Source organism: Erwinia sp. LJJL01, from assembly GCF_047300805.2.
GTDB lineage: Bacteria > Pseudomonadota > Gammaproteobacteria > Enterobacterales > Enterobacteriaceae > Erwinia > Erwinia aphidicola.
In genome coordinates this window covers 4,076,545-4,090,646 of record NZ_CP178576.1, presented here as the reverse complement: position 1 = coordinate 4,090,646, position 14,102 = coordinate 4,076,545, and the positions used below count along the sequence as shown (strand labels likewise).

The window sequence follows — 14,102 nt, the reverse complement described above, 5'->3', positions numbered from 1 at the left end:
ATCGCACCATTTCCTCAATCAATTAGACAAATTCCCCTGCCACTCGCAGAATTGCCATAAAGAAGACATATACTCATAACAATTATTCAACATAAGCCTGCGAGATAATGAAATTTAAAGAAGCCATCAAACCTTACCAGGCCGCTGCGGGCGGTTGGGGTTCACTGGAAGCCACGACCCGCTTCGTTTTTGACAGCAAGCAAGTGATCAAAAATCTGCGCAATCTGATGCGCATGAACAAAGCGAAAGGCTTTGACTGCCCGGGCTGTGCCTGGGGTGATGATAATAAAAGTACCTTCAGCTTCTGCGAGAACGGTGCGAAAGCGGTGACCTGGGAAGCCACCCACCGCAATATCGGTGCCGATTTCTTTGCACAGCATAGCGTCTCGGCACTGTATCAGCAGAGCGATTACTTCCTCGAATATCAGGGGCGCCTGACCGAACCGCTGCGCTATAACCGCGCCACCGACCGCTACGAGCCTATTAGCTGGGACGATGCCTTCCAGCTTATCGCTTCCCATATCAAGGCGATGGACAATCCTGACCAGATGGAGCTGTACACCTCCGGGCGCGCCAGTAATGAAGCCTCCTGGCTGTATCAGCTGTTTGGCCGGATGAACGGCAGCAATAACTTCCCCGACTGCTCTAACATGTGCCACGAAGCCAGCGGCACCGGTTTGAAACGCAGCATCGGCGTCGGCAAAGGCACCATCCGCCTGGACGATTTTGACCATGCTGATGCGATTTTCGTGTTCGGTCAGAACCCCGGCACCAACCATCCGCGTATGCTGCACAGCCTGCGCCACGCCGCCGATCGCGGGGCGAAAATCGTCACGTTCAATACCCTGCGCGAGCGCGGGCTGGAGCGTTTTGCCGACCCGCAGAAACCGCTGGAAGTGGTGACCAGCATGGCCGGTAAAATCAGCTCGACCTACTATCAGCCGAATCTCGGCGGGGATATGGCGGCGGTGCGCGGCATGGTGAAAGTGCTGGCAGAAAACCATCGTGCGCGAGTGGCGCAGGGTGAAAAGGGCCTGTTTGATGAAGTGTTTATCAATGCCAAAACTGAAGGGATGGAGGCTTACCTGGCCGAAGTTGACGCCACTGAATGGTCACACATTGTCAGCCAGTCCGGCCTGAGTGAACAGCAAATTCGCGAAGCCGCCGCCATCTATCAACACTCCGAGCGGGTGATCTGTACCTGGGCGATGGGCATTACCCAGCACAAGCACTCGGTGGATACCGTGCGTGAAATCGTCAACCTGCAGCTGCTGTTTGGTCAACTGGGTAAAAAAGGTGCCGGACTTTGCCCGGTGCGCGGCCACAGTAACGTGCAGGGCAACCGCACTATGGGCATTGATGAGAAACCGTCTAAAGCGTTTCTCGACAGCCTGGGTCAGCATTTCGGCTTTGAGCCGCCGCGTGAAATCGGCCATAACACCGTTGAAGCCCTGGAAGCGATGCTGCGCGACGAGGTTAAAGTGCTGATCGCCCTCGGTGGCAATCTCGCGGCAGCCGCCCCGGACAGCCCTCGCACCGAAGAAGCCTTAAGACGCTGCGGCCTGACCGTGCAAATCAGCACCAAGCTTAACCGCAGCCATCTCTGCCCGGGGGCGATCGATGCGCTGATCCTGCCAACGCTTGGCCGTACCGAGCAGGATGTGCAGGCCAGCGGTGCGCAGTTTATTACCGTCGAAGACTCTTTCAGCATGGTGCATGCCTCCGAGGGCGTCGGCAAACCTCTCGCCGATACCCAGCGCTCAGAAACCTGGATTGTCGCGGGGATCGCCAATGCCGTGCTGGGCAGCGATAAAGTTGACTGGTTATCGCTTGCCGGTGACTACAACAAAATCCGTGACCATATTGCCGCGACGATTCCGGGCTTTAGCGATTTCAACGCCAAATGCGATCTGAAAGGCGGTTTCTACCTGGGTAATGCTGCCGCCGAGCTGCGCTTTACTACCCTGAATGAGAAAGCCCAGTTCAGCGCCGCTGCCCTGCCCACTTCGCTGTTCCCGCAGCTGGATGAGGAAGTGCCGTTTACGCTGCAGACCCTGCGTTCTCACGATCAGTACAACACCACCATTTACGGCCTTGATGACCGTTACCGTGGCGTATATGGCCAGCGCGAGGTGCTGTTCATCAATCCGCAGGATATGGAAAGCATGGGCTACGCCGCCGGCGACAACGTGGATATTGAAACCCTGTGGAACGATGGAATTACCCGCAAAGTGAGCGGCTTCAAGCTGGTGCCTTACGCCATCCCACGCGGTAATCTCGCGGCCTATTATCCGGAAACTAACCCGCTGGTTCCGCTTTCCAGTTTTGGTGACGGCAGCGGTACCCCGACCTCCAAGTCCGTGCCGGTAAAAATTACGCTCTCACCGGTGACGCCGGGCCTGCGCATTGCCTGATGCGTGCTTAACAGTACGGGGACATAACGGGTCTACCGGAAAAAAGGGTCGACCCCTACAGCCCCCGGAAACGGGGTTTTTTCTTGCCGTAGCGCGGTTAATCGCGTAAAACTGTCTGCCGCTCTTAGGCCACGAAAACGTTGAAATTATGTTCCAGGATAACCCGCTGCTCGCGCAGCTTAAAGAGAAACTCCACTCCCAGACACCGCGTGTTGAGGGTGTGGTAAAAGGCACGGAAAAAGGTTTTGGCTTCCTGGAAGTCGACCCGCAGAAAAGCTACTTTATTCCGCCACCGTTCATGAAAAAAGTGATGCACGGTGACCGCGTGAGCGCAGTGATTCAGACCGACAAAGATCGCGAAGTTGCCGATCCTGAAACGCTGATTGAACCTTTCCTGACGCGTTTTGTAGGCCGGGTACAGAGAAAAGATGACCGCCTGTCGATCGTTCCCGACCATCCCCTGCTGAAAGATGCGATCCAGTGCCGCGCAGAGCGCAGTGTGAAGCATGACTTCCAGGCCGGAGACTGGGCGGTGGCAGAGATGCGCCGCCATCCGCTGAAGGGCGACCGCACCTTCTATGCTGAACTGACCGAATTTATTACCACTGCGGATGACCATCTGGCTCCCTGGTGGGTAACGCTGTCGCGCCATAATCTGGAGCGTGAAGCCCCGGACGTGGCTGCGCCGGAAGAGATGCTGGATGAAGGACTGGAGCGTGAAGACCTCACTGCCCTGAACTTCGTCACCATCGATAGCGCCAGCACCGAAGATATGGATGATGCGCTCTATGTGGAAGAAGCCGCCGACGGCGCGCTGAGTCTGACCATCGCCATCGCTGACCCGACGGCTTACGTGCCAGTGGGCAGCAAGCTGGATGCGGTTGCCGCTGAACGCTCATTCACCAACTATCTGCCGGGCTTTAATATCCCGATGCTGCCGCGCCAGCTGTCTGATGACACCTGTTCACTGCGCGCCGGCGAGCGCCGTCCGGTGCTGGCCTGCCGCGTGACCGTGGCTGCGGATGGCACCCTGGGTGAGGATATCCACTTCTTCGCCGCCTGGATTGAGTCAAAATCCAAGCTGGTCTACGACAACGTGTCTGACTGGCTGGAAAATAGCGGCGAATGGCAGCCGGAAAGCGAAGCGATTGCTGAGCAGATCCGCCTGCTGCACCGCTTGTGCCTGGCACGCAGCGCGTGGCGCCAGGCGCATGCGCTGGTGTTTAAAGATCGCCCTGATTTCCGCTTCCTGCTGGGTGAGAAAGGCGAAGTGCTGGATATCGTCGCCGAACACCGCCGCATTGCTAACCGCATCGTGGAAGAGTCGATGATCCTTGCCAATATCTGCGCTGCCACCGTGCTGCGCGATAAGCTGGGCTTTGGCGTGTATAACGTGCACCTCGGCTTTGATGCAGCTAACGCGGAGCTGGCTGCTGGCGTGCTGGCCAACCACGGCGTCACCGCCGATCCGCTGGCGATTGCCACGCTGGACGGTTTCCGTAACCTGCGCCGTGAGCTGGATGCGCTACCCACCCAGTTCCTTGACAGCCGCATTCGCCGCTTCCAGTCTTTTGCTGAGGTGAGCATCACTCCTGGCCCGCACTTCGGTCTTGGCCTTGAGGCGTACGCCACCTGGACTTCCCCTATTCGTAAGTACGGCGACATGGTTAACCACCGCCTGCTGAAAGCGATGATCAAAGGTGAAGCCGCTGAGCGCCCTGCCGATGAGCTGACGGTGAAAATGGCCGAGCGCCGCCGTCAAAACCGCATGGCGGAGCGCGATGTCGGTGACTGGCTCTACTCGCGATTCCTTGAGAAAGCGGTCGGCACCGATCGGCGCTTTAGCGCCGAGGTTATCGACGTCTCGCGCGGGGGCATGCGTGTTCGTCTGCAGGATAACGGCGCTGTCGCCTTTATCCCGGCACCGTTTATTCATGCGGTACGCGATGAGCTGGTGCTGAGCAATGAAAACGGCACGGTGCAGATCAAAGGTGAGGTGGTCTATCGCGTCACCGACCTGATTGAGGTGACCATCGCCGAAGTGCGCATGGAAACCCGCAGCATCGTGGCTCGTCCGGTCGCCTGACCGTGAAAGCGGCGGGATAACTTAGCTTATCCCGCCCTCTTTTCCTCCCCCCCACCCCTAGTAGTATCTTTCCTACAAATAAAAGTCATTTACCCTACAGAACCGTCAGTCGCGTCCGATATTGTCATAACCCGCCATCTGCCAAACTAGCCTCAGATTCGGGACAGGAACCCCTCCGCCGACAATATCAACGAGACTACGATGAAAAACATGATTAACTCAATTGAAGATGCTGGCATGCTGCGTTCGTTTAGCTGGATTACTCTGTTAAGTTTCTCTTCAGTCTGCTGGGCGGCAGCCATTGCTGTCACCCTGTTCTGGTAACACGACCGAACCCTTTACCAACCGCTGTTGATTGCCTGTTTTCCCTACTTTGAGGCGTAACTTATTTAGCGCTTTGAAAAAATATTGCCCTTATGTGTTGTGATTCTCTTGTTTGCCGAATACTGTTGCTAAAATAAGAAGATACCATCTGTAAAGAAGCACTGAGGGAGACAAAAAATGACCGATGAACAGGGCCAGACGCTGTTGTATGCGTACTTTGGTACCAGCAGCCCTCATTGGCGTTTATCTGCTGATAGTGATGCGATTCAATTTGCTGAAGATGAAGACGGTGAAACCAATATCGCCGTTCCTCTGACCACGCCTCAGGCTAATATGATCCGCGCGATGACGGTGATCACCTCCAGCGTTAATCTGACGATTACCCTGTACGGTAACTCCCTGTCGATGCATCTGGTTGGCAGGAAAGTCTCCCAGGTGGCGTGGGCCGGTACGGCTTCAGCCTGGGGCGATACTTCCTCAGTGGCGCGCGATCTGGTACTGGGCCTCTCCTTTGCTGAACAGGTGGTTTCCGAGGCTAACTCGGTGATTGTGATTGTCGATCAGCAGGGCCATATCCAGCGTTTTAATCGCCTGTGCGAAGAGTACACCGGCCTGAAAGAGCAGGAAGTTATCGGCCGCAACGTCTTCCAGCTGTTTATGTCGCGCCAGGAAGCGGCAGCCTCGCGACGCAATATCAGCAGCTTTTTCCGTGAAGGCAGTTCGTATGAGGTTGAGCGCTGGATCAAAACCAAAAAGGGCCAGCGGCTGTTTCTGTTCCGCAACAAATTCGTGCACAGCGGCAGCGGCAAAAATGAAATCTTCCTGATCTGTTCCGGCACCGATATTACCGAAGAGCGCCGCGCGCAGGAGCGCCTGCGCGTGCTGGCCAACACCGATAACATCACCGGGCTGCCTAACCGCAACGCCATCAATCATGAAATTACCGAAGCGCTGGAAAAACGCACCAGTGAGCAGATTGGTGTGGTCTATCTTGACCTCGATAACTTTAAAAAAGTGAACGATGCCTACGGGCATATGTTTGGCGATCAGCTGCTGCAGGCGGTTTCACTGGCTATTCTCAGCTGCCTGGACAAGGACCAGACGCTGGCGCGCCTCGGCGGTGATGAGTTTATCGTGCTGGCGGAGAACACCAGCCAGGCCGTGTTAGAAGCGATGTCATCGCGGATCCTTGAACGCCTGAAGCAGCCTTTCCGTATCGGCCTGATCGAAGTTTATACCGGCTGCTCCATTGGTATCGCCCTCGCCCCTCAGCATGGTGAGGATCGTGAAAGCCTGATCCGCAATGCCGATACCGCAATGTACACCGCCAAAGAGAATGGCCGCGGTAAGTTTTGCCTGTTCTGCGCTGAGATGAACCAGCGGGTATTTGAGTATTTGTGGCTGGATACCAATCTGCGTAAAGCGCTGGAGCAACACCAGCTGGTGCTGCACTATCAGCCGAAGATTGATGCGGATGGCGGCGTGACCAGCGTTGAGGCTCTGGTGCGCTGGCTGTCGCCAGAGCGCGGGCTGGTGCGCCCTGACAGCTTTATCTCTTATGCCGAAGAGTCTGGCCTGATTATCCCTCTGGGGCGCTGGGTGATGCTGAGCGCGCTGCAGCAGGTGCTCAACTGGCGCAAGCAGGGGATCAATCTGCGCGTGGCGGTTAACGTCTCCGCCCGGCAGCTGATTGACCAGAGTATTTATACCGATTTAAAACTGGCACTCGATGAGGCCGGGCTGGACAGCAGCCCGATTGATATTGAACTGACCGAGAGCTGCCTGATTGAAAATGAGCAGCTGGCGCTGGCGCTGATGGGGCAATTTCAGGCGCTGGGGGCGGCGGTACATCTGGATGACTTCGGTACCGGCTACTCCTCGCTGTCTCAGCTGGCGCGGGTGCCTATCGATGCTATCAAACTTGACCAGAGTTTTGTGCGCGGGGTGAATCATCAGGAAGTGTCGCAGTCGCTGGTGCGGGCGATCGTCGCCGTAGCGAAAGCGCTGAATCTGCAAGTGATTGCGGAAGGAATCGAAACCGAAGAGGAAGCGCGCTTTGTCATGGCGAACGGCGTTGATATTCGTCAGGGTTATCTGTACGCAAAGCCAATGCCCGCTGAACAGCTCGAGCACTGGCTCACGCAGCATCATGCCGGGATCACATCCTGAGGGGGGTTAACAGTTAGCCCGCTTTCAGCAGCTGTGCGCTGTGGCGGTTTTGTAGCTGGACCAGTCGCTCCATGTAGGCAATATCCTTCGGCTCAATCGTGAAGGCGAAATCCACCCAGTCCTCGGTGATATCCATCAGTTCAGCCCGAGTGAGTTGCAGCACGCGCTGACGCGCTTTCAGCATCGCTCTCACGCCGTTTAGCTTCGGCTGCAGGGTATCAATGAAGGTACGCGTGCAGCGGTAACCCTCTCCCGGCTGGAACAGTTTATCGACCAGGCCGCGAGTTTCGAACCACTCTGCGGTGTGCGACTCCCCTTCGCAGATCAGCTCTTCCGCCAGCCTCATCCCCGAACGGCGCGCCACCAGAGAGTAGCCTCCCATCCCCGGGAACAGATTAAAGGCAATCTCCGGAAAGCCCATGCGCGCGCTGTTTTGCGCCAGAATAAAGTGATGCGCCAGGGCGGCTTCAAACCCGCCGCCTAACGCACTGCCTTCAACCATCGCAATGGTCACCGCACCGGTATCAAAGCCGCGCGCGGCGGCATGAATGCAGTCAACGCAGGCGCGGGCATACGATCGCAATGCTTCACGACGCCCGTTTTTAATCGATTCGACAAAGAAACGCAGATCGCCACCGGCGTTGAACATGCTCGGCACCAGCGAACCGGTGACCCAGAAATCGATCTTCAGCCCGGATCGTTGTGCGGCGTAGCTGAGGTTCATAATCTCCTCAATCAGCTGATGATTGAAGCTCGGTCGCGGCTGTGCACGAAGCATCATCCACATCGTCCGACGCTCTTCTTCGTAGTAGGCGGAGAGCTGAGTCATTTGTCCAGCTTCGCTAAAGAGCCTGCAGGTAGTCTGATTTACAACGGTCATATTATTATCCTCTGATTAGTTATGCGTTAAACGCAGCTCCAGCCTAATCCAGAGTGTGACCCTGCTAAAAGGGCGTTTGATTTTTAAGGTAAATTAACAGATAAACGCCAGATGAAATTGAGTTAAGTATGCAATAGCGTTAAATAATTGATTAAAAATAAAACGATATGATGGGGTGACAACTGCAGCGTATAGTGAAATATTTCGCCACTGATAAGCCGGATTTTAGCCACGCTGATGCCGCCCGAGAGTGGCAACCGGGCGGAGATACGGGCTAACTACTCTTGTCCGTAGTACGCGTTTTTTCCATGTTTTCGCAGGTAGTGTTTATCCAGTAATACCTGCTGTACCGCAGGCAACTCCGGCGTAAGTTGCTGGCTGAAGATCCCCATGTAGGCGACTTCTTCCAGTACTACGGCGCTGTGTACCGCAGCTTCAGCGCTGTTCCCCCAGGTAAACGGGCCATGCGAGTTGACCAGCACAGCAGGGATCGCCAGAGGATCGATATTGCGCTGCTGCAGCGTTTCAATAATGACCTGCCCGGTTTGCCACTCATAGCGCTCGGCGATCTCTTCGGCGCGCATCTGGCGCGTACAAGGGATGGCGCCGTAAAAATCATCGGCGTGAGTCGTCCCCCATGCGGGGAGATCTCTCCCCGCCTGCGCCCAGATAGTGGCGTGACGCGAATGGGTGTGAACGATACCGCCAATCTGCGGCCAGGCAAGATAGAGGGCACGGTGGGTGTCAGTATCTGACGACGGGCGCTTACTCCCTTCGATCGCTTCGCCGCTGGCCACATCAACCACCACCATATCGTCACGCTGCATCGCCTCGTAGCTCACCCCGGAAGGCTTAATCACCATTAAGCCCTGCGTGCGGTCAATCGCGCTCACGTTGCCCCAGGTAAAGGTCACCAGACCATAACGCGGCAGCGCCAGATTTGCCTCGAGTACCTGCTGCTTTAGTTGTTCCAGCATGCTGTTATCTCCGTGTTGATATCTGACTTATTGTCAGCGGCAGGAGGCAAAGCGGGTATGGAAGCATTCGCTGGATAAGTGGCAGATTCCGGCTGTTCACTGCGATTTGCGGCAGCAATAACAGCCAGGTCTGGTAGGAATTAAGATTTTTTACCTGTAAATATATTCAGCAATATCTAGAATTAGCTTATCTGTTCTGGCCGCAGGTGATAGTTAGAGACCTAAAGGTCTGATTCATCTTCATCTGCCGGGTGGATGGCACAATAAATTGTTCTATTTTTAAGCGCTATTTACCTGAACAGTGACATAAATCACCAGTAAAAGCGCCTTGTGTACCAACCCTCTTCTATACTTGAGAGGTATTTCTGACGCTGTAACTAAGGAGTAGTCATAATGTCAATCAATGCAAAACGCATCACCGCCGCCGTACTGGCAGCAACGTTAGTTCTTTCCCTGAGCGCCTGTTCAAACTGGTCGAAACGCGATCGTAATACGGCCATCGGTGCAGGTGCCGGTGCAATTGGTGGGTCAATTTTGACCAACGGTAGTGGTCTCGGCACCGTAGGCGGCGCTGCCGTTGGTGGGATTATCGGCCATCAGGTCGACTAACTATAAGAAATTGGCTCCGCACGCACATCTACATGCAGAAGGCCGCGATTTATCGCGGCCTTCTTTTCTTTTCAGCGCAGCGAACGATTAACCGCCAGCCAGCTTGACCTTAAAACCTTTGCCTTCCAGCAGGGTTTTCAACAGATCGCGCTTATCCCCCTGGATCTCAATAATGCCATCCTTTAGCGCACCGCCGCAGCCGCATCTCTTTTTCAGCTCGGCAGCCAGCTTTGTCAGCTCCGCATCATCAAGGTCAATTCCGCTGATCAGACAGACGCCTTTGCCCTTACGGCCGCTGGTCTGACGCTGGATGCGCACAATGCCGTCGCCTTTTGGCCGCTGCACCACCGCTTTCGGCTCATCGATGCGCCCGCTCTCCGTGGAGTAAACCAGGCGGCTGTTATCATCGACCATTATGCCCCCTGCAGTTCGCTGAGAATGTTACGCAGCGTTGCTGCCGGGTCGCTGGACTGGGTAATCGGGCGACCGATCACCATATAGTCGACGCCAGCCTGCACCGCCTGCTGGGGCGTCATGATACGGCGCTGATCGCCAGCATCGCTGCCTGCCGGGCGAATGCCAGGCGTCACCAGACGGAACTGCTGTCCGATAGCCTGCTTGAAGTGGCTGGCTTCCTGAGCCGAACAGACCACGCCGTCCAGACCACACTGGTGGGTCAGGCGCGCCAGACGCTCAGCCTGCTCTGCCGGTGACAGCTCAATGCCCAGGCCGCGCAGGTCATCAGCATCCATGCTGGTCAATACGGTTACGGCAATCAGCAGCGGCGCATCTTTCCCCATTGGCAGCAGCGCTTCACGCGCGGCGTTCATCATCCGCGCCCCGCCGCTGGCATGCACGTTTACCATCCATACGCCGAGATCGGCTGCGGCGGCAACGGCATGCGCGGTAGTGTTGGGGATATCGTGGAATTTGAGGTCGAGAAACACCTCGAACCCGCGCTGCTGGAGATCGCGCACCAGCTGCGGACCAAACAGGGTAAACATCTCTTTGCCGACTTTTAAGCGGCAGCTGCCGGGCTCAATCTGGTCAACAAACGCCATTGCGCGATTGAGATCGGCATAATCTAACGCGACCACAATCGGTGAGCCGGTAACCTGAGGTGAAAGCATGGATATACCCTCTTTAATTGGTGCACCGCACGGCGCAAACGATAAACGGGGAGCATTCTACCTATAGCGCAGGGAAATTCACAGTTTACGCTGACAATTATCCTTCCCTGTTAAGCACAGGAGAGTACGGGTGCGGCTGGAACCGCTATTAAACTAAACGCGTTAGTATGTTGTAACTAATAAGGCTTAGAATCTTTTTACGGGCTGACCGGAAAAGAAGGTCAGCCCCTACAATAAAAAGGGTGATAGCTAATAAAAACAGAAGGTTATTGGCCGTCGAGGCCGCGGATAGGTTTGACCGATGACCAGGCGCGGCAGGATGGGCAGTGCCAGTAAAGCGCATGGGCGGTAAACCCGCATTTATGGCAGCGATAGCGTGGCTTGGTGCGGATCTGTTCGCCCACCATCTCACGCAGGACCATCAGGCTCTCTTTCGCGCGGCCATCTTCGGCCTCCTGCAAATTAAAGTCCATCAGGCGATGGAACACCCGCATGGTCGGATGGCGCTGAAGCTGACGGGTGATGTAGGTCTGCGCGGCTTCCGCGCCCTCTTCCCGATCGAGGATGCCAGCAAGGTAAAGCTCGGCTGACGCGCCGGTATTCTCTTCGACGCAGCGACGCAGGTAGTCGGCCCACGCCTGCGGTTGTTCCAGGTGTTGGTAGCAGCTTTCGAGCATTTCCAGCGTCTCGCTGACCAGCTCTTTATCCTGCTCGATAACACGCTGCAGGTGCGCTACCGCTTTGGCATACTCGCCTTTCGCCATATGAATGCGCCCCATCATGATCGAGACGCGGGCGCTGTTGCGGTCGGCAGAGTCCCCTTTTTTCAGCAGGTTCATCGCACGGTCAAGGTCATCACTCCCCATTGCCTGTAGCGCAAGCTCACAGTAGAAATGGGCGATTTCCATCCGCAGGCGATCCTTACCCAACTTCACCAGCCGCTCAGCGACCTCGATCGCATTAGGCCAGTCGCTGGTTGCCTGATGGATCACCAGCAGCTGCTGCAGTGCGCTCACGCGAAAATCAGTTTCATCGATCAGCTGACCAAACATCTGCTCCGCCCGGTCGTAAAAACCGGCAGCCATATAGTCACGGCCCAACTGTTGAATCGCCAGCAGGCGCTGATCGTAGGTCAGAGAAGCACTTTCCATCAGTGCCTGGTGGATGCGAATGGCGCGGTCGACTTCGCCACGCGAACGGAAAAGGTTACCGAGGGTCAGGTGTGCTTCAACCGTGCCGCTGTCCTCTTTTAGCATATCGAGGAACAGGTCAACGGCCTTGTCCTGCTGGTTAGAAAGCAGGAAGTTCACCCCAGTGACATAATCACGTGACAGGCGGCTGGCCTCCTGTTGCTTATCCTGTTGCACGCTTCTGCGCCCCATGTACCAGCCATAAGCGGCGGCGATGGGAAGTAACAGAAAGAGCAGCTCTAACATAAAGTGTTATTCCTTGACGGCAGGATGCTGTGACGAGGTCACGTTGCTTTCAGCCGTACTGAGCTGCTGCTGAATTCGTTTGAGTTTACGCTGAGCATGCGCCAGCGAAACCCGCACGCGCAGCCAGAACAGCCCACAGATCGCCCAGCCCAGCAGAAAACCGACCGCAAACAGCGATGCCAGCAGCGTTGAAATGCGGAATTCGCCCTGTGCCAGCAGGTAGTTAAAGTTCACCACCTGATTGTTGTGGGTGCCAAGAGTGACCGAAATGACGAAAATCGCCAGAACCACTAAAAAAATGAGCAAATATTTCACAGTTCGTCCCATATGCCGGAGTTAAGCAGATGAATTATGCCAAAAAAATCGTCCTGATGCTTGCATTGATGAGTGCAAACCGCGGCAGAACATGAAACAGCGCCCTGACTCTCCTTCGCCACGGCGCCGGCGAAAAGTAAGATATGGGGTCAAATGCCCTCTTTACAATCCATCCGCTTCGGTTTCACGCGCGCTTATTTCCTGCTGCTCCTGCGGCGGCACGGTGAGCGGGCCGCAGAAACGCTGGGCCAGCCAGGTTGCCAGAGTGATAAACAGCCAGCTAATCAGCGTGGCGGTGATGAGATCGATTGGCCAGTGCATTCCGAGCAGCAGGCGGCTGCCCATCACCGTCACCGCCCACCCCATCAGGATAACAATCGTCACGGTGCGGCGACGCGGCCATAGCAGCCCGACGCCAAGCAGCGCCCAGCTGGCGGCGAACATGCTGTGACCCGAAGGGAACGCAAATCCGGTTTCAAACGCCCAGTGCTTTTTCAGCCATTCGGGCAGCTGGGGATCGTTCGCCACCGCACTGCGCACCATCTCACTGCGCTGCTTACGCTTCTGCTCATAGAACTGCCGTTCATTGATGCCGTGGGTCTTTTCCAGCCACAGCACATAAGGGCGCGGCTCCTGCACCCCCTCTTTAATCACGCTTTTGGTGTACTGACCAGCCAGCAGCGTGCCAATGATTATCGCTAATAAAAATATGGCAGGTTTAAGGCGGAAACGCAGGCACCAGAGAAACCAAATGCACAAAACCGCGCTGGTCAGCGTGCCCCACGGGCTGGTGACCGTTTCGGTGAACCAAAACAGAACCAGATGGCCTATTCCCATTTCGCCCGGCTGCCACTGCCAGCCAGATAGCATCACGCCAAGCGGCATAATCAGTAACAGCAGTGCGCCGAGGGTGGTGCGTTTAACGATATCAGCCATTCTTGTTCCTTTTACGCATCTCTGATTGACAACAATGTAATAAGATTATCTTAAAAAATAATAACATAAGGATAGTACTTATGATATTTGTGCTGTATTACAACAATCGCTCTAACGTGTTAACCGCCCCGGCCTGTGTTGTGGCAAAATAGAGGGATTGTTTGCGTCAGGCGACTGACAAAGCGCTATCTGATGATAGCGTACTACCTGAAGTTTCTGGAGAGTCACATGCAGCTTAAACGGGTGGCAGAAGCCAATCTGCCCACGCCATGGGGAGATTTCCTCATGGTCGGTTTTGAAGAACTGGCAACCGGTCATGACCACGTTGCCCTGGTTTATGGCGATATATCTGATAACAAACCGGTGCTGGCCCGCGTTCATTCTGAATGCCTGACTGGCGATGCCCTGTTCAGCCTGCGCTGTGACTGTGGTTTCCAGCTGGAAGCCGCGATGGCGCAGATTGCCGAACTTGGCCGCGGCATTCTGCTTTACCACCGTCAGGAAGGCCGCAATATCGGCTTGCTGAACAAGATCCGCGCATATGCGCTACAGGATAAAGGCTACGACACGGTTGAAGCTAACCACCAGCTCGGTTTTGCCGCTGATGAGCGTGACTTCACCCCGTGCGCCGATATGTTTAAGCTGCTGGGCGTGGAAGAAGTTCGCCTGTTGACCAACAATCCGCGCAAGGTGGAGATCCTCAGCGAAGCCGGGATCAACATCGTCGAGCGCGTTCCGCTGATCGTCGGGCGCAACCCGAAAAATGCCCACTATCTGGATACCAAAGCCGCCAAAATGGGCCATTTGTTATCCAAATAAGTGCAAA

13 protein-coding genes are annotated in these 14,102 nt (G+C 55.6%); 6 read left to right on the top strand and 7 right to left on the bottom strand.

What is annotated here, in order from left to right:
* Positions 1-107: 107 nt before the first annotated feature.
* From ACLI4M_RS20175 to pdeR, 4 genes are all read left to right on the top strand, one after another.
* Positions 108-2,414, top strand: coding sequence for an FdhF/YdeP family oxidoreductase (locus tag ACLI4M_RS20175; protein ID WP_133623737.1), 2,307 nt, complete (start codon positions 108-110; stop codon positions 2,412-2,414).
* Positions 2,415-2,562: 148 nt separating this feature from the next.
* Positions 2,563-4,500, top strand: coding sequence for an exoribonuclease II (locus ACLI4M_RS20170; protein ID WP_133623738.1), 1,938 nt, complete (start codon positions 2,563-2,565; stop codon positions 4,498-4,500).
* Positions 4,501-4,701: 201 nt separating this feature from the next.
* Entirely contained in the window at positions 4,702-4,824 is a 123-nt protein-coding gene (locus ACLI4M_RS20165; protein ID WP_301292164.1) for a hypothetical protein, read from the top strand.
* A gap of 177 nt (positions 4,825-5,001) precedes the next feature.
* Positions 5,002-6,993, top strand: a complete 1,992-nt coding sequence (gene pdeR / locus ACLI4M_RS20160) for a cyclic di-GMP phosphodiesterase (RefSeq protein ID WP_133623739.1) — start codon at positions 5,002-5,004, stop codon at positions 6,991-6,993.
* A gap of 13 nt (positions 6,994-7,006) precedes the next feature.
* On the opposite strand, the gene ACLI4M_RS20155 is transcribed toward pdeR, so the two are convergent.
* Together ACLI4M_RS20155 and araD are read right to left on the bottom strand one after the other, a co-directional pair.
* Entirely contained in the window at positions 7,007-7,873 is an 867-nt protein-coding gene (locus ACLI4M_RS20155) for a crotonase/enoyl-CoA hydratase family protein (RefSeq protein WP_048917952.1), read from the bottom strand.
* A gap of 278 nt (positions 7,874-8,151) precedes the next feature.
* Positions 8,152-8,850: an L-ribulose-5-phosphate 4-epimerase gene (gene araD / locus ACLI4M_RS20150; protein WP_133623740.1), complete on the bottom strand. Its 699-nt coding sequence runs from the start codon at positions 8,848-8,850 to the stop codon at positions 8,152-8,154.
* Positions 8,851-9,243: 393 nt separating this feature from the next.
* Between araD and osmB the strand changes: the two genes are divergently transcribed.
* Entirely contained in the window at positions 9,244-9,459 is a 216-nt protein-coding gene (gene osmB / locus ACLI4M_RS20145) for an osmotically-inducible lipoprotein OsmB (protein WP_048915967.1), read from the top strand.
* Positions 9,460-9,546: 87 nt separating this feature from the next.
* Here the strand turns inward: osmB and yciH are convergent, their stop codons facing one another.
* The 5 genes from yciH to pgpB form a co-directional block, all read right to left on the bottom strand.
* The gene (gene yciH / locus ACLI4M_RS20140) at positions 9,547-9,873 is read right to left on the bottom strand and encodes a stress response translation initiation inhibitor YciH (protein ID WP_133623741.1); all 327 of its coding nucleotides are present in this window, start codon (positions 9,871-9,873) and stop codon (positions 9,547-9,549) included.
* Positions 9,873-10,589: an orotidine-5'-phosphate decarboxylase gene (pyrF, locus tag ACLI4M_RS20135; RefSeq protein WP_133623742.1), complete on the bottom strand. Its 717-nt coding sequence runs from the start codon at positions 10,587-10,589 to the stop codon at positions 9,873-9,875. Before pyrF ends, yciH begins: the two co-directional genes overlap by 1 nt.
* A gap of 266 nt (positions 10,590-10,855) precedes the next feature.
* Complete coding sequence (gene lapB, locus ACLI4M_RS20130) at positions 10,856-12,025, bottom strand: lipopolysaccharide assembly protein LapB (protein WP_048915964.1); 1,170 nt, start codon at positions 12,023-12,025, stop codon at positions 10,856-10,858.
* Between the two features lie 6 nt (positions 12,026-12,031).
* Positions 12,032-12,340, bottom strand: a complete 309-nt coding sequence (locus ACLI4M_RS20125) for a lipopolysaccharide assembly protein LapA domain-containing protein (protein WP_133623743.1) — start codon at positions 12,338-12,340, stop codon at positions 12,032-12,034.
* Positions 12,341-12,502: 162 nt separating this feature from the next.
* Positions 12,503-13,276, bottom strand: a complete 774-nt coding sequence (pgpB, locus tag ACLI4M_RS20120; RefSeq protein WP_048915962.1) for a phosphatidylglycerophosphatase B — start codon at positions 13,274-13,276, stop codon at positions 12,503-12,505.
* Positions 13,277-13,504: 228 nt separating this feature from the next.
* Here pgpB and ribA point away from each other — a divergent pair, with 228 nt between their 5' ends.
* On the top strand, positions 13,505-14,095 hold the full coding sequence (gene ribA / locus ACLI4M_RS20115) for a GTP cyclohydrolase II (protein WP_048915961.1): 591 nt from the start codon (positions 13,505-13,507) through the stop codon (positions 14,093-14,095).
* Positions 14,096-14,102: the final 7 nt, after the last annotated feature.